Consider the following 19,653-nt stretch of genomic DNA (forward strand, 5'->3'; position numbering starts at 1 on the left):
GCTCAGGGCGACGCGACCAGGCGGTAGCCGATGCCGCGCACCGCCTGCAGGAACAGCGGATTGGCGGGATCCTGTTCGATCTTGCGGCGCAGGCGGTTGATCTGCACGTCGACGGCGCGCTCATTGACCGTACCGCCGCCGGTCAGCGCCGCGCGCGGCACGGTTTCGCCGGGGCTCGCAGCCAGAATGCGCAGCATTTCGCGTTCGCGGTCGGTCAGGTGAATGATCTCCTCGCCCTGGCGCAGTTCGCCGCGGTCGAGATGAAAAATGTAAGGGCCGAATGCGATCTGTTCGAGCGCTTCCACCGGCGGCGGCGCCGAGCGCTTGAGGATGTTGCCGATCCGCAAGACCAGTTCGCGCGGCTCGAACGGTTTTGCGACATAGTCATCGGCGCCGATCTGCAGCCCCTCGATCCGTGCTTCCGCCTCATGGCGCGCCGTCAGCATGATGATCGGCACCGCGGACGAGGTGCGGATGAACCGCGCCAGGTCGAAGCCGGTTTCGCCGGGCATCATGACGTCGAGGATCAGGAGATCGAAATGCAGGCCGAGCAGCTTGGCGCGTGCGTCGGTGGCGCTCGACGCGGTCGTGACACGATAGCCCTCGCCGGAGAGAAACCGCGACAATAGATCGCGGATGCGGCGGTCGTCATCGACCAGGAGCAGATGCGGGGCGTCGTCGGCCAGTTGCCGCGGCGCGCGCGCGGTGGCTGTCGCGATGGTTGCTGCTTGCGGCACGGTCACTCCCTCGGCTTCTTGCTGCCGGTCCCGAAGATCGCCTCCAACACCTTGTCGGGGTCGTCGCGATCGATCATCGCACGCAGGAACTGGCCGATCGCCGCGACGCCGTCGGGATTGATGTCCCGCAGCGCCCGGGTGATGCGATCGGTCTGCAGCCCTGCGAGCTTTGCCACCAACGCTTCGCCCTTCGGGGTGGCGTAAAGAAGGCGCTGTCGGCGGTCGTTATTGCCGGTTTTCTGGATGATGTAGCCCTCATCGAGCAACTGTTTGAGCACCCGGCCGAGAGACTGCTTGGTGATCCGCAAGACGTCCAGGAGGTCGGCCACTTTGAGGCCGGGGTAGCGGTAGACGAAATGCATCACGCGGTGATGGGCGCGGCCGAATCCGAACGCCTCGAGCTCGTGGTCGGCGTCGCCGACGAAGTCGCGATAGGCGAAGAACAGCAGTTCGATGATGTCCCAGCGCATCTCGCGCGGGGCAGGGGACGTGCCCGCATTTCCATGCGAATCAGGGTGGGCGGCGCCCCTTGAGAAATTTATGTCAGTCATGTTGACATATCTTGGGTTCAATGTTACAAAACTGCCAGCCACGACGAAACTTTAAGTCGTTTATAACTGGTGACGTGTCAGGCAGCCGAAAAAAGCCAGCGATGGCGGCAACGGCCGCAAATTGGACTACCGTGCGATTGTCGAGCGGCATTTCGGCAAACATACTGGACTTCGGCATTCCGCAAAAGCATGTCCTCAACCGGCATGACGGCGACGGAAACCGGCCGCAAGGCCGGTGGAGATGGAAGCCCGGACCTATCAAGCCAGCAGGCCCAGGGAGGGCAGGCCGGCGCCAAAGCGCGCCGATTTCGACCAGCGGGAAGCAGGGGAATGAGTTTGAAATTCGAAATCCAGCCAGCAGCGAATCCGACGCCTGAGAGGGAGCGCGCGGCAAAGCTCGTCGACCCGGGCTTCGGCCGGATTTTCACCGATCACATGGCGATCGTCCGCTACAACCATGCCAAGGGCTGGCATGACGCGCGTATCGAGGCTCGCGCGAATTTTCCGCTCGATCCCGCCACGGCGGTCCTGCACTACGCGCAGGAGATTTTCGAAGGTCTCAAGGCCTACAAGCGCGACAATGGCGTGAATCTGTTCCGCCCCGACGCCAATGCAAGGCGCTTCCGCAGTTCGGCCGAGCGCATGGCCATGGCGCCGCTGCCCGAGCCTGTCTTCATCGAAGCGGTCGAGCAGCTCGTGCGCATCGACAGCGCCTGGATACCGGGCGGCGAAGGCAGCCTCTATTTGCGGCCTTTCATGATCGCGAGCGAGGTCTTTCTCGGCGTGAAGCCTTCCGCCGAATACATCTTTGCCGTCATCGCTTCGCCGGTCGGCTCCTATTTCAAGGGCGGACCCGCACCGGTATCGATCTGGGTGTCGGAGAATTATACGCGCGCTGCGATCGGCGGCACCGGCGCCGTGAAGTGCGGCGGCAATTACGCCGCGAGCCTGCGCGCGCAGGCTGAGGCGATCGAGCATGGCTGCGACCAGGTCGTCTTCCTCGATGCGATCGAGCGTCGCTACATCGAGGAGCTCGGCGGCATGAACGTCTTCTTTGTGTTCGAGGACGGCTCGCTCTCGACGCCGCCGCTCGGCACCATCCTGCCGGGCATCACCCGCGATTCGATTATCGCCCTCGCAAAGGATTCGGGCACGCCCGTGCGCGAGGAGGCCTATACGATCGAGCAGTGGCGCAGGGATGTCGCCAGCGGAAAGCTCAAAGAGGCCTTCGCCTGCGGCACGGCGGCTGTCATCTCGCCGATCGGCAAGGTGTGCTCGGCGAGCGGCGATTTCCAGATCAACGGCGGCGTCGCCGGGCCTGTCGCCATGGGGCTGCGCAAGAAGCTGGTCGACATCCAGTACGGTCGCGCGGCGGACCCGCACGACTGGATCCGAAAGGTCATGTGACCGGCGGCGGAATTATCCGGCCGTTAGCTTGATAGATCACTTTAGCGCTCGACAGCACGCGTCTCATCGAGTCGCGCGACGCTGACGCGCGGCCAATTGAAAAGGCGCTAAACCGGGAGAGAAGCCATGGGAATTTCATTCCACAAGATCGATGGCGTCATCTGGTACGATGGCCGGCTGGTGCCGTGGGCCGATGCCAACGTGCATATCCTGACTCATGGCCTCCATTATGCGAGCTGCGTGTTCGAGGGCGAGCGTGCCTATGGCGGCAAGGTCTTCAAGAGCACGGAGCATTCCGAGCGGCTGAAGAATTCGGCCAATATCCTCGATTTCGAGATTCCCTATTCGGTGGCCGAGATCGATGCCGCCAAACAGCTCGTGATCGACAAGAACAATCTTCCCGATGCCTATCTGCGGCCGATCGCCCTGGCGCGGTTCGGAGAAGATGGGCGTCTCGGCGCCGACCAACACCATCCATCTCGCCATCGCCGCCTGGGACTGGCCGAGCTATTTCGATCCCGCCGAGAAGCTGAAGGGCATCCGGATGTGCATGGCCGAATATCGGCGGCCCGATCCGGCGACAACTCCGGCGCTGGCGAAGGCGTCCGGCCTCTACATGATCTGCACCATCAGTAAGCACAAGGCGGAGCGCGCCGGCTACGCCGATGCCATGATGCTGGACTGGCAGGGCCGCGTCGCCGAGTGCACCGGCGCCAACATCTTCTTCATCAAGGACGGCAAAATCCATACGCCGATCGCCGACTGCTTCCTCGCCGGCATCACCCGCGCCACCGCGATCGATCTCGCCAGGCGCCGCGGCATCGAGGTGATCGAGCGCCGCATCATGCCCGATGAACTCGACGGTTTCACCGAGTGTTTCATCACCGGCACCGCTGCTGAAGTGACGCCGGTCTCCGAGATCGCCAACTGGAAGTTCACGCCCGGCAAGATCTCCGAGCAGTTGATGGCGGATTACACCGCGGAAGTGCAGCCGAAGGGGAAGGCGGCTGCGGCGTAATTTGCGCATGGCGAAATCTCCGCTCCCTCGCCCGCTCTGGGTCGGGGTGAGGCTCGAAACCCCTTAGAGAAGTCCAAGGACATGGTGCATGGGGTCCGGGTTGCCCTGCCGGGCCCCGGCTGGTACCTAGCCGCCCATGCCTGAAAAACCCAAAAAACCCCAGAAACTGAAGGCGCGGCTGCCGCGTGGACTGGAAGATCGTGGCCCGGCCGCGATCGCGGCCACGCGCCAAATGGTCGAGAGGATCCGCGAGGTCTATGAGCGGTACGGCTTCGAGCCGGTGGAAACGCCGGCGATGGAGTTCACCGACGCGCTCGGTAAATTCCTGCCCGACCAGGACCGGCCGAACGAGGGCGTGTTCTCGTTCCAGGACGACGACGAGCAGTGGATTTCGCTGCGCTACGACTTAACCGCGCCGCTGGCGCGCTATGTGGCGGAGAATTTCGACGCGCTGCCGAAACCGTATCGCTCCTATCGCTTCGGCTACGTATTCCGCAACGAGAAGCCGGGCCCCGGCCGCTTCCGCCAGTTCATGCAGTTCGATGCGGATACCGTTGGGAGCGCCTCGCCGGCGGCGGACGCCGAGATGTGCATGATGGCGGCCGATGCAATGGAAGCGCTCGGCATTCCCCGCGGCTCGTATGTGGTGAAGGTCAACAACCGCAAGGTGCTGGACGGGGTGCGCGACGCGCTCGGCATTGCGGATGACGGGCAATGGCTGACGGTGATGCGTGCGATCGACAAGCTCGATCGGCTCGGCATTTCAGGCGTGCAGCAACTGCTCGGTGACGGCCGCAAGGATGAGTCGGGCGACTTCACCAAGGGCGCTGGTCTGAGGCAGGATGACATCGATTTGGTCATAGCCGCGATGGAGAAGGGCGCGCAGATCGATGCGCGACTGCGCGACAGCAAGATCGGGCAGGAAGGCCGCGACGAACTCGACGCAATCAGCAGACTTGTTTCGGCGTCAGGTTATGGGTCGGAGCGTATCGTGATCGATCCCTCCGTCGTGCGCGGCCTCGAGTACTACACCGGCCCCGTCTACGAGGTCGAACTGCTGCTCGACACCAAGGACGAAAAAGGCCGCCCCGTGCGCTTCGGCTCGGTCGGCGGCGGTGGCCGTTATGACGGTCTCGTCTCGCGCTTCCGCGGCGAGCCGGTGCCGGCGACGGGCTTTTCGATCGGCGTGTCCCGCCTGCAGGCTGCGCTGACGATGCTTGGCAAGCTCGACACACGACCGGAGTTTGGCCCGGTCGTGGTTACCGTGTTCGACCGCGATCGTGTCGCCGACTACCAGAAGATGGTCGCCGAGCTCCGCAATGCGAACCTCCGCGCCGAGCTCTATCTCGGCAACCCCAAGAACATGGGCAACCAGCTCAAATATGCCGATCGCCGCAATTCGCCTTGCGTGATCATCCAGGGCTCGGACGAGAAGGCGCGCGGCGAAATTCAGATCAAGGACCTGATCGAAGGCGCCAAGGCGGCTGCCGCCATCGCCTCGAACCAGGAATGGCGCGAGACGCGGCCTGCGCAGTTTTCCTGCGCCGAAGGCGAGATCGTTGCAAAAGTGCGCGAGGTGCTCGCGCGCCATGACGTGAAGTGGGGATAGCCATTCGTTCCAGGCGTCATGCTCGGGCTTGTCCCGGGCATCCACGTCTTGTTTGATAGAAGAAGTCGTGGATGGCCGGAACAAGTCCGGCCATGACAGGAAACAGAACGGGAGAGACGCGAATGCCTGAGATCACCATCAGCATGGCCGCCGGCCGCACCGAGGAACAGAAAGTCGGCATGATGCGCGACATCACCCAGGCGCTGGTGAAAAATCTCGGCGTCGATGCGGAAGCCGTCGTGATCCAGATCAACGAGGCGCCGCTCACGCATAAGATGAAGGGCGGCAAGACGTTTGTGGAGCGCGCCGCTGCGGCGAAGAAGTGACCTGAAAGGTCATCCCGGGTCGCGTAGCGAACCCGGGATCTCGAGATTCCGGGTCTGGTGCTAACGCACCATCCCGGAATGACGGCGATCGTTGAAAGCCCAATGGACGCACGCGATTTCATCAAAGTCGGCATGAGCGCCGAGCGGACGTTGGTCGTGCCACCCGAGCGTACGGTCGGGCATGCAGGGCATGCCGATGGTCTATGCGACGCCGATGATGATCCTGGAAATGGAGATGGCCTCGAGCGACGCCATCCGCAGCCATCTTCAGCCGGGCTGGATTACGGTCGTCACCGAGGTCGATATCCGCCATCTCGGTGCGTCGCTCGTCGGCGCGACGGTGCGCGTCACGGGAAGGGTCGCAGCCGTCGAGCGCCGCGTCATCCGCTTCGAGGTCGAAGCCTTCGAGGGCGACCGCAAGATCGGCGACGGCCGCCACGCCCGCGGCCTCGTCAATGCCGCGAGTTTTACCAAGCGACTAAAGCCCGGATAGCTGCCGCACACTCAACCTCATCCTGAGGAGCGCGTAGCGCGTCTCGAAGGATGGCCGCGGGCCTCATGGTTCGAGACGGCGCTAAGGCGCCTCCTCACCATGAGGATGATGGCAACATTACTTCGCCAATTCCTTCGAGCGCTTTGTCGCTGCGGCAATCGCGCGGATCATCAGCGGCTGCAGGCCGTCCTTGGCCATCAACACTTCCAGCGCGGCCGCCGTGGTGCCGCCGGGCGAGGTGACGTTCTGGCGCAGCGTGGCCGAGGCAAGCTCGGAGCGATGCAGCAATTCGCCGGACCCGGCGACGGTTTCGCGCGCGAGCTTGGTGGCAAGCTCCGCCGGCAGGCCGGCCTCGACGCCGGCGCGCGCGAGTTCTTCGGCAAGCAGGAAGACGTAAGCCGGGCCGGAGCCTGATACCGCGGTCACCGCATCCATCAGGTCTTCGTCATCGATCCATTCGACCGCGCCGATGGCGCGCAGCAACGCATCTGCCGTGGCGCGTTGGGCGGCGCTGACAGTTTTCGCTGATACCGCAACCGTGATGCCGCGGCTGATCGCGGCCGGCGTGTTCGGCATCGCGCGAACCACCATGCCGCCGCAGACTTCTTCCAGCACGGCAATCGTCGTGCCGGCCATGATCGACACGACAAGCGTGGACGCTCCCACGAGGTTTTTCAGCGCCGGCCCTGCTTCGCGGAACGTCTGCGGCTTCACCGCCACTACCAGCGTGTCGGCGGGGCCGGCGTCGCTCGGATTGAGGCGAATGCCCTTGGCCGCGAGCGCGCTGATCTCGGGGGACGGCTGCGGCTCGATCACCACGACGCGCCTGGCATCGAGGCCGCCGGCCAGCCATCCCGTCAGCATGGCGCCGCCCATCTTGCCGGCGCCGGCCAGCGCGATCGTGCCCTGGAGGTTTTGAAGTGCGTTGGTGTTAGCCATAGGTGCCACCACAGGTGCCGTCGTCCCCGCGAAAGCGGGAACCCATAACCACAGGCGGTTCTAGTGGATCGGGATATTTGCAACAAGCGCCGCACGAGACAATTGCTGTCACGGCGTATGGTCCCGGCTCGCGCTTCGCTTGGCCTGGACCACGGGAAACGCTACGCCTCGCCCTCGGTATCGAACATCGCGGCGGTCATGGCCTCAGCGGCGCTCTTTCCGGCCCAGACCACGAACTGGAACGCGGGGTAATAGCGCTCGCAGGCGTGAATCGCGCCGGCCAGCATAACCTCGCATTGCGCGGTCGATGCAGTCAGCCCGCCCGGCAGCACCAGCGCCTGCCGGTACATGATCATGCCGGTGTGGTTCCAGATGTCGAAATGGCCGATCCATAATTGCTCGTTGATCGCCGCGATCAGCCGCTGCACTTCCGGGCGGCGCGCCGGCGGAATCTTCATGTCAAAGGCGGAGGCCAAATGCAGGGCCTCGATCTCCGCCATCCAGGTGAAGGAGAGTTGGTAGTCTGTCCAGTTGCCCTTGGAGACAATGGTGACTTCATCTTCGCCGGAGCGCTCGAATGGCCAATTGTTACTGGCGGCAATGTCCTCGACCACCGCGAGCGGGTTGTTCCGGGAATCAATGGTGCCTTCGAGGAGGGACATGCCGTCTCGACCCTGTTTCTTGAATTCTTCTGATACACACACGGAGCACGGCACGCGTTGAACTGATGCGCCGCCGCCGGCTGCAATCCCCCGGTCGCGGATCATCCCGGGGCTGCCGAAGCTCAAGTGATGTGATTTGCGGAATCCGCGCAACTGACCCCTGAGTCCGTCCACAGGCCAAAGCCGCGTCGTCCACAGTTGATCGTGGCCAAAGTTATTAATGTGAGAACAAACCGGAATCGGATTCGAGCGCGCCGGAGTCCGGCGCGCCGCCGAAATAGGGCCAGTCTGCCACAATGGTTAATTTCTGGTTAATTCTTACCGGGGACGACCGGCTTCCGCGAAACCGCCGCCGGTCCTATCTCTCGCGCGCGGTTAGCGGACATGCTTCAATCGCGGTCCCAAGCTGCGCGCCCTCGATTTCAACGCACGGCTTTGCAGCATCGACCCGGAAACCATACCGCTCCAGCAAATGTTCGCGGATCGGTTTGCCCCGCATGTGCAATTCCCATACGCCGCCCGGCAACGGAGATTTCAGTCCGGCACGAATGCGGCGGTCGAACCTGCCGTCGGGCATGATGGGCAGGGCGATGTCGGCGATCTGGTAGAAGCGCGACTGTGCCGGCAGCAGCGGGGCGATGTAGGCAATCGGCTTGTCGATAATGAGATAGTCTGCAGGCTGGTGGAGCTCTTGGGGAATGGCGGGGTTGAATGGATTGGACCAGGGGCGACGGAACCAGTCGCCCGGCTGGGTCCATAATGCGATCAAGAGGGCTGTTGCCACCATTACGGAATCGACGCGCAGCGACGATGCGCCTTGCGCGAGTGCTCCCGGCGGCCCGGCCAGTGCGCGGAAAATCAACAGGACGATTAGCGGCGCGCACAGGAGCTCTAGCACGATCGCGTAGCGCTGAATCGAAAACACCGCGAGCCATGCTGCATAAGAGACGATGAAGAACAGCAGGAACTGGATATCGCGTTGCGTGAAGATCGTAACGCGGCTGACGAGGGATCTCCCGATAGCGAAAACGAGGAGCAGCGTCGCGGCCGCAAATCGCGCGTCGCGAAACGGATATTCCGAGCTCCTGTTGTCGCCGACCAGCCAGTAGAACGGATAGGCCAGCGCATCCAGCATGCCGCGCGGCAAGAACTGCCAGTCCATGATGTTCATCGGCATCAGTTCGGGGGACTGGAACACGGCGTTGAAAAGCGGGAAGATCGGATTGCCCATCTCGCGCCAGAGCATGACGCCCCAGGGGCCGCCGGTCGCTACCGCGCCGATGGCGCCGCCAAGTGCGAGCCAGAACGTTGCCGGCAGCGGTCGGCTGGCGGCGAGCACGGCGGCGGCTGCGCCGAGCGCATAGACGACATTGGTCAGCTTCAGGCCGACGGCGGCGCCGACCAACAATCCTGCGAGAACGTAACGTCCGCAACGTCGATCCGCCGACAGGATCAGGATGCAGCCTGCAACAACTGGAAGCGCGGTGAGAATGTCGGAGAAGCTCGTGCCCACTTCCGAAAGCGTCATCGGCCCGACCGCGGCAACCAGGATCGCTGCGCCGATCGCGCTCACCGTCGCGGCCTCGCGCAGCAGGACGCGGATAAGAAAATAGATCAGCAGCAGATTGAGGCCGTGCACCGCGCCGATGATCATCAGGCCGTAGGGCAGGGGCAGCAAATGGCGCAGATAGTAGACCGGGAAGTAGACCGTCGGATTGAAATAGGTCTGGAAGCCGGGCGGCAGCGCATCGATGCCATAGCGGCCGGTGATGACGGCCCAGACATTGTACTCGTGGTAGTTCTGCCAATCCCAGTTGACGTCCTCGCCGACGAACCAGGTGTAGATCGCGCCCGCCAGCAACGAGCCGAGTGCGATGGCCATCGCAACCAGGACATTGGTCTGAAGAACGGGCGTTGGCCGGACCCGACAAGCGGGGCTTGCTGCATCCGTGCCGACAACGTCAGCGGCGTCTATCACGCTTGCTCCATTTGCGTCGCCCGGGGCAATCTGGAGTTGGGCACGATAGACACGTCTAGGAGGTCGGCTTTAAGGATTCGTGAATGTTTCGCCGTGCATCGACCCGTCTTCAGACCGTTCGCAAATCGCGAGTTAAGGCCTCTTCTCTGGCGTCGCACCATCCATGACGGTTGCAGGACCGCGCGGAGTAAGGCCGTCCGCGGATCACGCTTGTCGCGCCCTGTTCCGGCGGCATGGGCACATGCCGATTCCCCATGCCAAAGGCGCTTGCTGATTGCCCGGCGTTGGTCATATCCTTGGGACAGGTCGTCCATTCCGGGCGGCCGATGTTCTCAGGGCGGGGTGAAAATCCCCACCGGCGGTAAGGGTGACGTAGCCCAAGCCCGCGAGCGCCTTCGGCTCTCCTGAGCAGAAGGGTCAGCAGATTCGGTGTGAATCCGAAGCCGACGGTTACAGTCCGGATGAAAGAGAACGGTTTGCGGCGGCCAGCGCACGTTTTGCGCGTGGGCCGACGTCGTTCCGTATGCCCTGATTCTGGTCCTGAAAGAGGAAAGCCATGAATCAGATGTTGCAAGAGCCTGAAGTCCAATCCCAAGCAGCCGAAGCCCATCACGTTCCTGACGTGCCTGAGCGTCCGCCGGCACCGGTGCATCCGCGTTTCGTCAAGCCGCAGCGCATCGCCTTTGTGCAGTCGTCCTGGCATCGCGACGTCGTCGAGGAATGCCGCATCGCCTTCCTCGAAGAGATCGAGGCGCGCCACATCACGCGCGCGCAGGTCGATCTGTTCGAGGTGCCGGGCTCGTTCGAGATACCCCTGCATGCGCAACTGCTCGCCAAGACGCGACGCTACACCGCGATCGTTGCGGCAGGGCTCGTGGTCGACGGTGGCATCTATCGCCACGAATTCGTCGCCGATACCGTGATCAAGGCGCTGATGGACGTGCAGCTCAGAACCGAGGTGCCGGTATTCTCCGCGGTGTTGACGCCGCAGCAATTCCACGACAGCGCCGTGCACCACGAATTCTTCCGCAAGCATTTCGTCATCAAGGGCATCGAGGTCGCCGAAGCCTGCGCCAACACGCTGCACAGTTTGGAGCGGCTGCGCGGACAAGTGGCGGCGGGGATTGTGGGGTAGCTCAACCCGTCATTGCGAGGAACGAAGTGACGAAGCAATCCATTCTTCCTTGCGGCTCGATGGATTGCTTCGCGGAGCCTGTCATCGGGCGCGCATTCGCGCGACCCGGTGGCTCGCAATGACGAATGAACTCTCGATTGGAGTTATCGATGGTCAACGGCTCGCGGGAATCTTCTGATTGGCTCGGCCTGTCAGGTCGGACCTGTGTGGTGACGGGCGGGGGAGGCGGAATTGGTCGCGCCGTTGCCCTCAGTTTTGCCCAGGCTGGCGCTCGCATCGCCGCGATCGATCTCGATGAGCGTGGGCTTGAGGTGACGCGTGCCGAGCTTGGCAAGCTCGGCACCGATCACGTCATCGCCCGCTGCGATACTTCTGACGTGGAGAGCGTCAACGTCGCCGCTGCGAGCATCGAGAAATCGTTGGGACCATGCGACGTGCTGGTGAACACCGCCGCGGTGCTGCGGCCCGGCGCCCTCGACAGCCTGACGCTCGCCGAATGGAACGCCGTTCTCACGGTCAATCTCACCGGCTATTTCGTCTGCGCGCAGGTGTTCGGGCGGCAGATGCGCGCGCGTGGCCGCGGCAGCCTCGTTCATGTGGCCTCGATTGCCGGCAGTAACGCGCAGGGGCAGAGCGGCGCCTACAGTGTCAGCAAGGCCGGCGTGATCATGCTGTCGCGGCAGCTTGCCAATGAGTGGGGCCCGCACGGCATCCGCAGCAATGTCGTCAGTCCCGGCATGGTGATCACGCCGATGAGCCAGTCATTCTACGATACGCCAGGGGTCACCGAGCGGCGCTCCGCCGTGGTGCCGTTGCGCCGAATCGGAATGCCGCAGGACATGGCCGACGCGATCCTGTTTCTTGCGAGCGACCGCGCCTCCTATATCAACGGCGAGGAGATCATGGTCGACGGCGGCTACGCCAATATGCTGATGAATTTGGTGCCGCGACCGGGGTTCGAATAGCAAGGCACGTCTACTAAACCCTATGGTGAGGAGGCGCTTTAGCGCCGTCTCGAACCATGCGGCCCCGCTGGTGCCATTTATCCTTCGAGACGCGCTTCGCGCTCCTCAGGATGAGGTCTGACATTTGCGCGGTGGGCACGGCGCGTACGCGCCTTTGCCCGCCTACAGGGTCTGTCTTAATCGAAAAGACTCGACACCGATTCTTCCGCGGCGGTGCGGCTGATCGCTTCGGCGATCAAGGGGGCGATCGACAGCGTGCGGATGTTGGCGGCCTTGTTGACCGCGTCCGTCGGCAGGATCGAGTCGGTGATCACGAGCTCTTTCAGCTTCGAAGAGGCGATGCGCGCGGCAGCGCCGCCCGAGAGCACGCCGTGGCTGATATAGGCGTAAACTTCCTTGGCGCCATTGGCGATCAGCGCATCGGCCGCGTTCACCAGCGTGCCGCCGGAATCGACGATGTCGTCGATCAGGATGCAGGTGAAGCCGGCGCAGTCGCCGATCACGTTCATTACTTCGGATTCGCCGGCGCGCTCGCGGCGCTTGTCGATAATGGCGAGCGGGGTATTGATGCGCTTGGCCAGCCCGCGCGCGCGCACCACGCCGCCAACGTCGGGCGATACCACCATGACGTTGCTGAGATCAAAGCGCTCCTTGATGTCGCGCACCATGACCGGCGAGGCGAAGAGATTGTCGGTCGGGATGTCGAAGAAGCCCTGGATCTGGCCGGCGTGCAGGTCGAGTGTCATCACCCGGTCGATGCCGGCCTGGGTGATCATGTTGGCGACCAGCTTGGCCGAGATCGGCGCGCGCGAGCCGACCTTGCGGTCCTGCCTAGCATAGCCGAAATACGGGATCACCGCCGTAATGCGGCGCGCGGACGACCGGCGCAGCGCATCGGTGATGATCAACAGTTCCATCAGATGGTCGTTGGCCGGATACGAGGTCGACTGGATGATGAACGCGTCGGAGCCGCGGACGTTTTCCTGAATTTCGACGAAGATTTCCATGTCCGCAAACCGGCGGACCGTCGCCTTGGTCAGCGGCAGGTGCAGCCAGTTCGCGATTTCCTGGGCCAGCGCGGGGTTGGAATTGCCAGCGACCAGCTTGATCGAGCCGTTCTTGGCCGCCATCAACGCTTCTCCTCGCGCCTTGCTGGATACGACGTTCAGCATATCGAGAAATCCTCGGGAACCAGCGCGTTTTGTGAGCGAGGAGATATCAGGCGGGTGGCTCGGCTGGCAACCCATTGACGTCGTTTTCCCGGTCAAAAATCGGCCGATACCGGACTTTACGGGGCCGATTATTGGGCGCTGAAACCCAGCGCGGTGACGCCAGCCGCATCCTGGGCGAGCATGATCTCATCCGCACTCGCGACCGCGGGCCCGCGGCGCTCCGGGGCCGGAGCGGGCGCCGCGTCCGGCGTGCCATTGATCATGCCTGACAGACCGCTAAGGCCGGCCTGCGCGATTTTCCGCAAGACGAGGTCGTCGGCCGCCGCCCAGGCGTCACGGCCGGCCTTGCCGGCTGGTTCTTCGCCAGAAAGGCGCAGTGCGCGCTGCTGGTTGTTGTCATAGACGTCCCAGACCCAGGCGATCATGGTCTTGCCACGAACCACCTGCGCCGAGAGATAGCTGCGCACGCGATAGGAAGCTCCGCCTTCGCGGGAGACGATCGAGAGGTTGCGCAGCTTCGATTCGCTGTCGAGCACGCTGACCATGCGGTCGAACACCTGCGGCGGCGGCCCGTCGATTGATTCGAATGCCACGGTGGCGCCACCACCCGCGCTCGTTGCCATGGCGTACGAGCCGCTGGCCGCGCCGCCGCCGGCGCAGCCACCGAGCGCGCAGGAAACGACCAACAGCGCCGCGGCGATCATGGCGCGCGGGGCTCGCAGGCACGAAGCGATCAGGATGTCCCTCATTGCTCCCTGCGATATCGTTAAAATGTGTTAAGGTCTAGGGCAGCGGGCGTACCTGCTCACCAAAAAGATCGCGACCCGCTCGCCCTGATTCACCTTGTTGTTGCCAGAATTCTTCAGCCCCGCAGGATTGGTCCATGCGAGCAATTGCCGCGGCGCTCGGCCATCTCGAAACCGGCCAGGCGCGGGGCAAGGTGGTGTTGAAGGTGAAGTAGGCGCTTACTCGCTCGCCAGCGCGATCGCGTGGACGTGGCGGCCGTAGTCCGGCTCATTGCGGTGCACCGAGCGGCGGTAGCTGTAGAAGCGCTCGTCGGAATAGGTATCGACGCCGAGGTCGTCGATCATGAGGATGCCGGCATTCTCCAGCCGCATGCGGATGAAGCCGGGAAGATCAAACATCGAATGACCCGCACGCACCGACGGGATGAAGAACACGCCATTCTCGGCATCGGCATCCATGAAGCGCTCAACGAGCTCACTGCCGACTTCGTAGGAGTGCTGGCGGATCAACGGGCCGATGGCGGCAACGACACGGGTGCGGTCGGCGCCGAGCTTTTCCATCGCGTCGATGGTGGATTCAAGGATGCCGGTCAGCGCGCCCTTCCAACCGGCATGCGCGGCGCCGATCACGCGTGCGGCGGGGTCAGCGAAAAGGATCGGACCGCAATCCGCGGTGGTGACGCCGATCGCGATGCCTTCGGTGCGGGTGACGAGCGCGTCGGCGCGCGGTTTGTCGCCTTGCCATGGTCCGGTCGCCACCACGGCATCCGGCGAATGGATCTGGTGCACGCTGAGAAGTTGCTCGGGCGCAACGCCCATCCACACGGCCATCCGCCGGCGGTTTTCTGCGACATTTGCCGGATCGTCCTTGGAGCCTAGCCCCCCATTGAGGCCCTCGTAGATTCCGCCCGATACCCCGCCCTCGCGGGTGAAGAAGGCGTGGCGCAGCCCGGGAATGGCTGCGAGCAGCGACGATCCGAACGTCATGTGCTTTCGTCTCCGGCTTCCGGCGGTTCGTCGCTGAGGCCCGCGACCGAGGTGAGATTTGGTTCAGTGACCGCAAGCACCTTGAACATCGATCCCATGCCGCCGCGGCCGCTGTCGGTCAGGCGTTTCAGCGCGGCGGAAATGTCGGCGGAAACTTCCGGCGTGGTTTTTGCCATCAGCGTGACGGCCCGGGTCTCGATGCCGAGCCGCTTGAGGAATTCGCCCTGCGTCACCGGGCCATGGACGCGCGCGCCGACGTCTTCCGCCGCGCGCGCCAGCGCCTGGAAATCGACATGGGCAGTGACGTCGGCCTGCCCGGGATTTTTCAGGGGATCGGCAAAGCTGTGGCGGGCGATCGCCTGGAAGGTGTCGCCGGCGTCGCTGCGCAGATGGCCATAATCGATGATCAGGGCCGCACCATCCTGGTCGCGCACCCGCGCGGCGATCTTCATCATCTCGGTATCCGGCCGCCATTCGAACACGGCGCCGATCGGAGCCGCGCGCACCAGCGGCGGCAGCAGCACCTCGAAGCGCGGTATCGGCTCGTCGGAGGCCGCGAATACCAGCTTGCCGTTGGCGTCGAGGTCGACGACGCGCTCGTGCCAGCCGGTCTCGCGCTTGACCACCTGATGGATCGGCAGCACGTCGAAATATTCGTTGGCGAGAATGACCGCGGGGCCCTCGGGCACGTCGTCGATATTGTCATGCCAAGTGATGTTGTGGGCGCCGGATAGCGTCGCCTGCTGCTTCTCGCGCAGCACCGGATTGATCTCGATGAGATGGATGTGGACCGATTGATAGAGCGGCGGCAGCACCCTGACAGCACGGAGCGCGTCCGACATCATGGTGCCGCGGCCGGGACCGAGTTCGACCAGCCGCAGCATCGGCGGCGAACCGATCGCCTTCCACACCGAAGCCGCCCATAGGCCGAGCAGCTCGCCGAACATCTGGCTGACCTCGGGCGCTGTGGTGAAATCGCCCTCGCGGCCCAATGGATCGCGCGACACGTAGTAGCCGTGCTCGGGATGCATCAGGCACAGCTCCATGTATCGCCAGACCGGCATCGGTCCTGACGATCTGATCAGTCTATGGATCTCCGACTGTAACGGCGAAAATTCGGTCACAGGGCCTGCCTTAGATCGACTTCTCTATTTGCCGCGGCGTCTCGCGCCGCCATGCCATTATGATAAGGATGGTCCCGGCAATGATCATTGGTACCGACAAAAGCATACCCATGGTCAGCCCGCCCCACAAAAATCCGAGCTGGGGATCGGGTTCGCGGAAGAACTCGCTGGTGATGCGCGCAAGCGCATAAATCGTGATGAAGCTGCCGAGGATCAGGCCGGGACGTTTCAACGCGCCCATCCGGATCATGATAGCCAGCACCGCAAACAGCAGGATGCCCTCGAGGCCGGCCTCGTAGAGCTGGCTCGGGTGCCGCGGCAGCGGCCCGCCGTCGGGGAACACCATGGCCCAGGGCACGCTGGCATCCGCCGGCCGGCCCCACAGTTCGCCCTTGATGAAGTTGGCGAGGCGCCCGAGGAATATTCCGATCGGGGCGACGGCGGTCGTGATGTCCCCAAGCGACAGGATGGAGATATTGTTCTTGAGCGCGAACAGCATCACCGCAGCGACGCAGCCGAGAAAGCCGCCATGGAAGGACATGCCGCCTTCCCACAGCTTGAGAACGGCGGCCGGATTCTGCAGGAAGAAGGCCGGGTTGTAGAACAGCACGTAGCCGGTGCGGCCGCCGATGATGATGCCGAGCGTGACCCACAGGATGAAGTCATCGAGCTGCACCGGCGCGATCGGTGCCGGCCCGCCCCATGATTTCTCGCTCCTGATCAGCGCTCGCGCGTAGATCCATCCGATCACGATGCCGCAGATATAGGCTAGTGCGTACCATCGGATCGCGAACGGTCCGATCGAGATGGCGACGGGATCGATTTCCGGGAAGGTTATGGTGAGAAAGGGCATCGGGCGAGAGGTCTACTGCACGAGGTTGCGGCGAAAGAGCGCCAATAGCCGCTCCCAATGCCGCTCCGCGGCGTCGCGGTGATAGACCGGGCGCTTCGGAAAAGCGAAGCCGTGATGGGTGCCGGGATAGATCTCGACCTCGTTGTTCGATCCCTTCATGCCCTCGATGACCTCGTCGATAATCTCCTGCGGCGCATAGATGTCGGTCTCGGCGCAGGCGAAATAGAGTTCGGCCTTGGTCTTCGACGCAGCCAGATGCGGGCTGTCTGGTTGGTCGGTCGCGAGATGCGTGCCGTAAATGGAAGCCGCCGCCTTCACACGATCCGGAAAATGCGTGGCCGCATTGACCGCGTAGCGGCCGCTCATGCAGTAGCCGACGGTGCCGACGATCTTCGTATTCGCTGCTTCTTGGGTCTCGGCGAAGGCGAGCAGCGCCTTGGTGTCCTCCATCACCATGGGAATGTTGATGGAGTTCATGAAGCCGAACATCCGCTTGCGCTCGGGCGCCTCGGGATCCGGCGGGATCGGCCCCAGCTCCATGACGCCGGAGCGGTAATACATATTCGGCAGCATCACGTAGTAGCCCGACGTGCCGAGCCGCCGCGCCATGTCGCGTAGTTCTTCGCGAATGGCCGGCGCGTCCATGTAGAAGATGATGACCGGGAAAGGACCGCCGCGCTCGGGATGGGTAATGAAAGTCGTGGTCTTGCCGTCCTTGGTCGCAATATCGATCTGTTGGTCGATCATGGGCGCTTCTTTTTGCTTGGTGATTCTGATGTCTGGCTGGGCGTTTGATACGATTGCAAGGAAAGATTGATATGACAAGGCAAACGGCCACCACGATGGCCTTGAACCGCGCTGCAGGGATTGCCATTGTCTTGTCGTGACGATCAATTTGCAGCGACCGGAGCGTTCCAGATGACCCAGACCAGCAATCGGTTTTTCGACGAGATCGGCCGTTTGATGAACGACGCCGCCGGCGCCGCCCAGGGCGTCAAGCGCGAGGTCGATACGGTCATGCGCAACCAGGCCGAACGCATTCTGCGCGACCTCGATGTCGTCAAGCGCGAGGAGTTCGATGCGGTCAAGGACATGGCCCGCCTCGCCCGCGAGGAAAATGAGGCGCTGAAAAGCCGGATCGCTGTTTTGGAAGCCAAGCTCGGCATCGCGCCGGCCGCCGGCAGCATGGCGGACGGGTAGGGGATTTGTCCACCCTCCCTGGAGGGGGAGGGTCGACGCGCGCGAAGCGCGTGACGGGGTGGGGTGACGGTCCCTCCACGTGAACAGTGCCCGAGTGGAGAGATCACCCCACCCCGTCTCGCATTTCGCTACGCTCGATGCGATCCGCCCCTCCCCTTCCAGGGGAGGGTAACAACCAAGAAAAATCCCTTCATTTCCTTGTCATTTCGCCCCTTTGGGGCTAAAAGCCGGCCACGTCCGCAGCCCCCGCACCCCTGGAGGCTTGCTGTGGGACGCCAACGGGCCGCGATGCGGCCTTTAACTTTTTGGAAAACAAGGACTTAGCACGATGGCGACCGTCAAGGAATTGAAGGCGACCGCGCGTCCGAAGAGCGGCAAGGGGGCCGCCCGGGCAGAGCGTCGCGCCGGGAGAGTGCCCGGAGTGATCTACGGCAATAACCAGGCCCCCGTGACCATCTCGGTCGACGATAAGGAACTGCGCCAGCGCATCCTGGCCGGCCGCTTCCTGACCACGATTTACGACATCGATCTCGAGGGCAAGAAGCACCGCGTGATTCCGCGCGACTTCCACCTCGATCCGGTGAAGGACTTCCCGCTCCATGTCGACTTCCTGCGGCTCGGCGAAGGCGCGACCATCCGCGTCAGCGTGCCGCTGCATGTCGTGAACGGCGAAATCTCGCCCGGCGTCAAGCGCGGCGGCACCGTCAACATCGTCACCCACGCCCTCGAACTTGAGTGCTCGGTCGACAACATTCCGCAGTACGTCGAGGCCGATGTCGGCGCGCTGGAAATCAGCCACTCGCTGCATCTGTCGGAGATCAAGCTACCGACCGGCGTGAAGTCGCTGTCGCGTGAGGATGCAACGCTGGTGACCATCGTGCCGCCGTCCGGCTACGCCGAAGAGCAGAAGGCTGCGGCGGCTGCCGCGGCCGCTGGCACGGCTGCTCCGGCGGCGGGTGCGGCTCCGGCTGCTGCCGCGCCTGCGGCAGGTGCTGCAGCTCCGGCGGCGGCCGCCAAGGCGCCGGCGGGTGGCGACAAGAAGAAGTAGTCAGCGGCAGGATGCCGCGCCATGCGCCTGTTTGTTGGCCTAGGTAATCCCGGTTCGAAATACGCGAACAACCGGCACAACATCGGATTCATGGCCGTCGATGAAATTGCACGGCGTCACGGTTTCGCACCGTGGCGCCGCCGTTTTCAGGGCGAGACGTCCGAAGGCACGCTCGATCGCGAGAAGGTCGTCCTGCTTCGGCCGACCACCTATATGAACGAATCCGGGCGCGCGGTTCAGGAAGCCGCGAATTTCTTCAAGCTCGGCGCCTCCGACATCACCGTGTTTCAGGACGAGCTCGAATTGCCGCCCGCGAAAGTCCGCGTCAAGGTCGGCGGCGGTATCGCCGGCCACAACGGGCTGCGCTCGATCACCTCGCATATCGGCAACGACTATCGCCGGGTGCGGCTCGGGATCGGCCATCCCGGCATCAAGGAGCTGGTGCACAGCCACGTGCTCTCGGATTTCGCCAAGAGCGACCGCGCCTGGGTGGAAGCCTTGTGCGCGGCGGTGGCCGACAACGCCGGTTTGCTGGCCGCAGGGCACGACTCCTCGTTCCAGAACAAGGTGCATCTGGCGCTGCAGGCCAAGGGAATTTTTGACAAGTGTGGCGGAGAGAAGCAGGGCTGAACTCTCGCTCGCACAAGTGGGAAACACACACTCCGTCATGCCCGGGCTTGTCCTGGGCATCCACGTCTTTCTC

Annotated in this window: 18 protein-coding genes, 3 pseudogenes and 1 riboswitch; of the genes and pseudogenes, 10 read left to right on the forward strand and 11 right to left on the reverse strand. The window is 63.5% G+C overall.

Going from position 1 to position 19,653, the window contains the following annotated elements; all coding sequences use genetic code 11:
• Positions 1-2: 2 nt before the first annotated feature.
• Positions 3-743, reverse strand: a complete 741-nt coding sequence (locus HCN50_RS13095; RefSeq protein WP_171710088.1) for a response regulator — start codon at positions 741-743, stop codon at positions 3-5.
• Positions 740-1,288 (reverse strand): MarR family winged helix-turn-helix transcriptional regulator, encoded by a 549-nt coding sequence (locus HCN50_RS13100; protein ID WP_171710089.1) that lies wholly within the window; start codon positions 1,286-1,288, stop codon positions 740-742. The genes HCN50_RS13095 and HCN50_RS13100 overlap by 4 nt, the downstream gene beginning before the upstream one ends.
• Positions 1,289-1,618: 330 nt before the next feature.
• Between HCN50_RS13100 and HCN50_RS13105 the strand changes: the two genes are divergently transcribed.
• The 5 genes and pseudogenes from HCN50_RS13105 to HCN50_RS13125 all read left to right on the forward strand — a co-directional run bounded on the left by HCN50_RS13105 (position 1,619) and on the right by HCN50_RS13125 (position 6,141).
• Positions 1,619-2,695, forward strand: a complete 1,077-nt coding sequence (locus tag HCN50_RS13105) for a branched-chain amino acid aminotransferase (protein WP_171710090.1) — start codon at positions 1,619-1,621, stop codon at positions 2,693-2,695.
• 126 nt (positions 2,696-2,821) lie between these two features.
• Positions 2,822-3,713 (forward strand): annotated as a pseudogene (locus tag HCN50_RS13110) (branched-chain amino acid aminotransferase).
• 136 nt (positions 3,714-3,849) lie between these two features.
• Positions 3,850-5,200 (forward strand): annotated as a pseudogene (gene hisS, locus HCN50_RS13115) (histidine--tRNA ligase); the annotation flags it as partial.
• A 244-nt stretch (positions 5,201-5,444) separates the two neighbouring features.
• Positions 5,445-5,648, forward strand: coding sequence for a tautomerase family protein (locus HCN50_RS13120; protein WP_171710092.1), 204 nt, complete (start codon positions 5,445-5,447; stop codon positions 5,646-5,648).
• Between the two features lie 102 nt (positions 5,649-5,750).
• Positions 5,751-6,141 (forward strand): annotated as a pseudogene (locus HCN50_RS13125) (thioesterase family protein).
• 117 nt (positions 6,142-6,258) lie between these two features.
• Here the strand turns inward: HCN50_RS13125 and proC are convergent.
• The 3 genes from proC to HCN50_RS13140 all read right to left on the reverse strand — a co-directional run bounded on the left by proC (position 6,259) and on the right by HCN50_RS13140 (position 9,720).
• On the reverse strand, positions 6,259-7,080 hold the full coding sequence (proC, locus tag HCN50_RS13130) for a pyrroline-5-carboxylate reductase (RefSeq protein WP_171710093.1): 822 nt from the start codon (positions 7,078-7,080) through the stop codon (positions 6,259-6,261).
• A gap of 161 nt (positions 7,081-7,241) precedes the next feature.
• Positions 7,242-7,742, reverse strand: coding sequence for a type III secretion system chaperone family protein (locus HCN50_RS13135; RefSeq protein WP_171710094.1), 501 nt, complete (start codon positions 7,740-7,742; stop codon positions 7,242-7,244).
• A gap of 358 nt (positions 7,743-8,100) precedes the next feature.
• Entirely contained in the window at positions 8,101-9,720 is a 1,620-nt protein-coding gene (locus HCN50_RS13140; RefSeq protein WP_171710095.1) for a glycosyltransferase family 87 protein, read from the reverse strand.
• Between the two features lie 324 nt (positions 9,721-10,044).
• A riboswitch (FMN riboswitch) is annotated at positions 10,045-10,197 on the forward strand.
• 79 nt (positions 10,198-10,276) lie between these two features.
• On the opposite strand from HCN50_RS13140, the gene HCN50_RS13145 reads away from it, so the two are divergent.
• Both HCN50_RS13145 and HCN50_RS13150 read left to right on the forward strand, forming a co-directional pair.
• Positions 10,277-10,855: a 6,7-dimethyl-8-ribityllumazine synthase gene (locus HCN50_RS13145; RefSeq protein ID WP_065731409.1), complete on the forward strand. Its 579-nt coding sequence runs from the start codon at positions 10,277-10,279 to the stop codon at positions 10,853-10,855.
• Positions 10,856-11,004: 149 nt separating this feature from the next.
• Positions 11,005-11,820 carry an SDR family NAD(P)-dependent oxidoreductase gene (locus tag HCN50_RS13150; RefSeq protein ID WP_171710096.1) on the forward strand — a complete coding sequence of 272 codons (816 nt, stop codon included), beginning with the start codon at positions 11,005-11,007 and terminating at the stop codon, positions 11,818-11,820.
• Between the two features lie 176 nt (positions 11,821-11,996).
• Here the strand turns inward: HCN50_RS13150 and HCN50_RS13155 are convergent, their stop codons facing one another.
• From HCN50_RS13155 to HCN50_RS13180, 6 genes are all read right to left on the reverse strand, one after another.
• Positions 11,997-12,950 carry a ribose-phosphate pyrophosphokinase gene (locus HCN50_RS13155; RefSeq protein WP_171710645.1) on the reverse strand — a complete coding sequence of 318 codons (954 nt, stop codon included), beginning with the start codon at positions 12,948-12,950 and terminating at the stop codon, positions 11,997-11,999.
• A 170-nt stretch (positions 12,951-13,120) separates the two neighbouring features.
• Positions 13,121-13,741 (reverse strand): hypothetical protein, encoded by a 621-nt coding sequence (locus HCN50_RS13160; RefSeq protein WP_171710097.1) that lies wholly within the window; start codon positions 13,739-13,741, stop codon positions 13,121-13,123.
• A gap of 216 nt (positions 13,742-13,957) precedes the next feature.
• Positions 13,958-14,725: a peptidoglycan editing factor PgeF gene (gene pgeF / locus HCN50_RS13165; RefSeq protein WP_171710098.1), complete on the reverse strand. Its 768-nt coding sequence runs from the start codon at positions 14,723-14,725 to the stop codon at positions 13,958-13,960.
• The gene (locus tag HCN50_RS13170; protein ID WP_171710099.1) at positions 14,722-15,849 is read right to left on the reverse strand and encodes a class I SAM-dependent methyltransferase; all 1,128 of its coding nucleotides are present in this window, start codon (positions 15,847-15,849) and stop codon (positions 14,722-14,724) included. The genes pgeF and HCN50_RS13170 overlap by 4 nt, the downstream gene beginning before the upstream one ends.
• 10 nt (positions 15,850-15,859) lie before the next feature.
• The gene (gene lgt, locus HCN50_RS13175; protein ID WP_171710100.1) at positions 15,860-16,702 is read right to left on the reverse strand and encodes a prolipoprotein diacylglyceryl transferase; all 843 of its coding nucleotides are present in this window, start codon (positions 16,700-16,702) and stop codon (positions 15,860-15,862) included.
• A 12-nt stretch (positions 16,703-16,714) separates the two neighbouring features.
• On the reverse strand, positions 16,715-17,449 hold the full coding sequence (locus HCN50_RS13180; RefSeq protein WP_171710101.1) for a dienelactone hydrolase family protein: 735 nt from the start codon (positions 17,447-17,449) through the stop codon (positions 16,715-16,717).
• Positions 17,450-17,620: 171 nt separating this feature from the next.
• Between HCN50_RS13180 and HCN50_RS13185 the strand changes: the two genes are divergently transcribed.
• The 3 genes from HCN50_RS13185 to pth all read left to right on the forward strand — a co-directional run bounded on the left by HCN50_RS13185 (position 17,621) and on the right by pth (position 19,580).
• The gene (locus HCN50_RS13185; protein ID WP_171710102.1) at positions 17,621-17,902 is read left to right on the forward strand and encodes an accessory factor UbiK family protein; all 282 of its coding nucleotides are present in this window, start codon (positions 17,621-17,623) and stop codon (positions 17,900-17,902) included.
• A 328-nt stretch (positions 17,903-18,230) separates the two neighbouring features.
• Positions 18,231-18,950 (forward strand): 50S ribosomal protein L25/general stress protein Ctc, encoded by a 720-nt coding sequence (locus tag HCN50_RS13190; RefSeq protein ID WP_171710103.1) that lies wholly within the window; start codon positions 18,231-18,233, stop codon positions 18,948-18,950.
• Positions 18,951-18,971: 21 nt separating this feature from the next.
• Complete coding sequence (gene pth, locus HCN50_RS13195) at positions 18,972-19,580, forward strand: aminoacyl-tRNA hydrolase (protein ID WP_171710104.1); 609 nt, start codon at positions 18,972-18,974, stop codon at positions 19,578-19,580.
• Positions 19,581-19,653 lie beyond the last annotated feature (73 nt).

Source organism: Bradyrhizobium archetypum (assembly GCF_013114835.1).
Taxonomy (GTDB): Bacteria; Pseudomonadota; Alphaproteobacteria; order Rhizobiales; family Xanthobacteraceae; genus Bradyrhizobium; species Bradyrhizobium archetypum.

Coding starts and splice junctions, on each gene's coding strand:
- pth (WP_171710104.1), top strand. CDS start 18,972: ATGCGCCTGTTTGTTGGCCTAGGTAATCCCGGTTCGAAATACGCGAAC.
- HCN50_RS13100 (WP_171710089.1), bottom strand. CDS start 1,288: ATGACTGACATAAATTTCTCAAGGGGCGCCGCCCACCCTGATTCGCAT.
- HCN50_RS13180 (WP_171710101.1), bottom strand. CDS start 17,449: ATGATCGACCAACAGATCGATATTGCGACCAAGGACGGCAAGACCACG.
- HCN50_RS13155 (WP_171710645.1), bottom strand. CDS start 12,950: ATGGCGGCCAAGAACGGCTCGATCAAGCTGGTCGCTGGCAATTCCAAC.
- HCN50_RS13135 (WP_171710094.1), bottom strand. CDS start 7,742: ATGTCCCTCCTCGAAGGCACCATTGATTCCCGGAACAACCCGCTCGCG.
- HCN50_RS13150 (WP_171710096.1), top strand. CDS start 11,005: ATGGTCAACGGCTCGCGGGAATCTTCTGATTGGCTCGGCCTGTCAGGT.
- pgeF (WP_171710098.1), bottom strand. CDS start 14,725: ATGACGTTCGGATCGTCGCTGCTCGCAGCCATTCCCGGGCTGCGCCAC.
- lgt (WP_171710100.1), bottom strand. CDS start 16,702: ATGCCCTTTCTCACCATAACCTTCCCGGAAATCGATCCCGTCGCCATC.
- HCN50_RS13185 (WP_171710102.1), top strand. CDS start 17,621: ATGACCCAGACCAGCAATCGGTTTTTCGACGAGATCGGCCGTTTGATG.
- HCN50_RS13190 (WP_171710103.1), top strand. CDS start 18,231: ATGGCGACCGTCAAGGAATTGAAGGCGACCGCGCGTCCGAAGAGCGGC.
- HCN50_RS13145 (WP_065731409.1), top strand. CDS start 10,277: ATGAATCAGATGTTGCAAGAGCCTGAAGTCCAATCCCAAGCAGCCGAA.
- proC (WP_171710093.1), bottom strand. CDS start 7,080: ATGGCTAACACCAACGCACTTCAAAACCTCCAGGGCACGATCGCGCTG.
- HCN50_RS13120 (WP_171710092.1), top strand. CDS start 5,445: ATGCCTGAGATCACCATCAGCATGGCCGCCGGCCGCACCGAGGAACAG.
- HCN50_RS13105 (WP_171710090.1), top strand. CDS start 1,619: ATGAGTTTGAAATTCGAAATCCAGCCAGCAGCGAATCCGACGCCTGAG.
- HCN50_RS13160 (WP_171710097.1), bottom strand. CDS start 13,741: ATGAGGGACATCCTGATCGCTTCGTGCCTGCGAGCCCCGCGCGCCATG.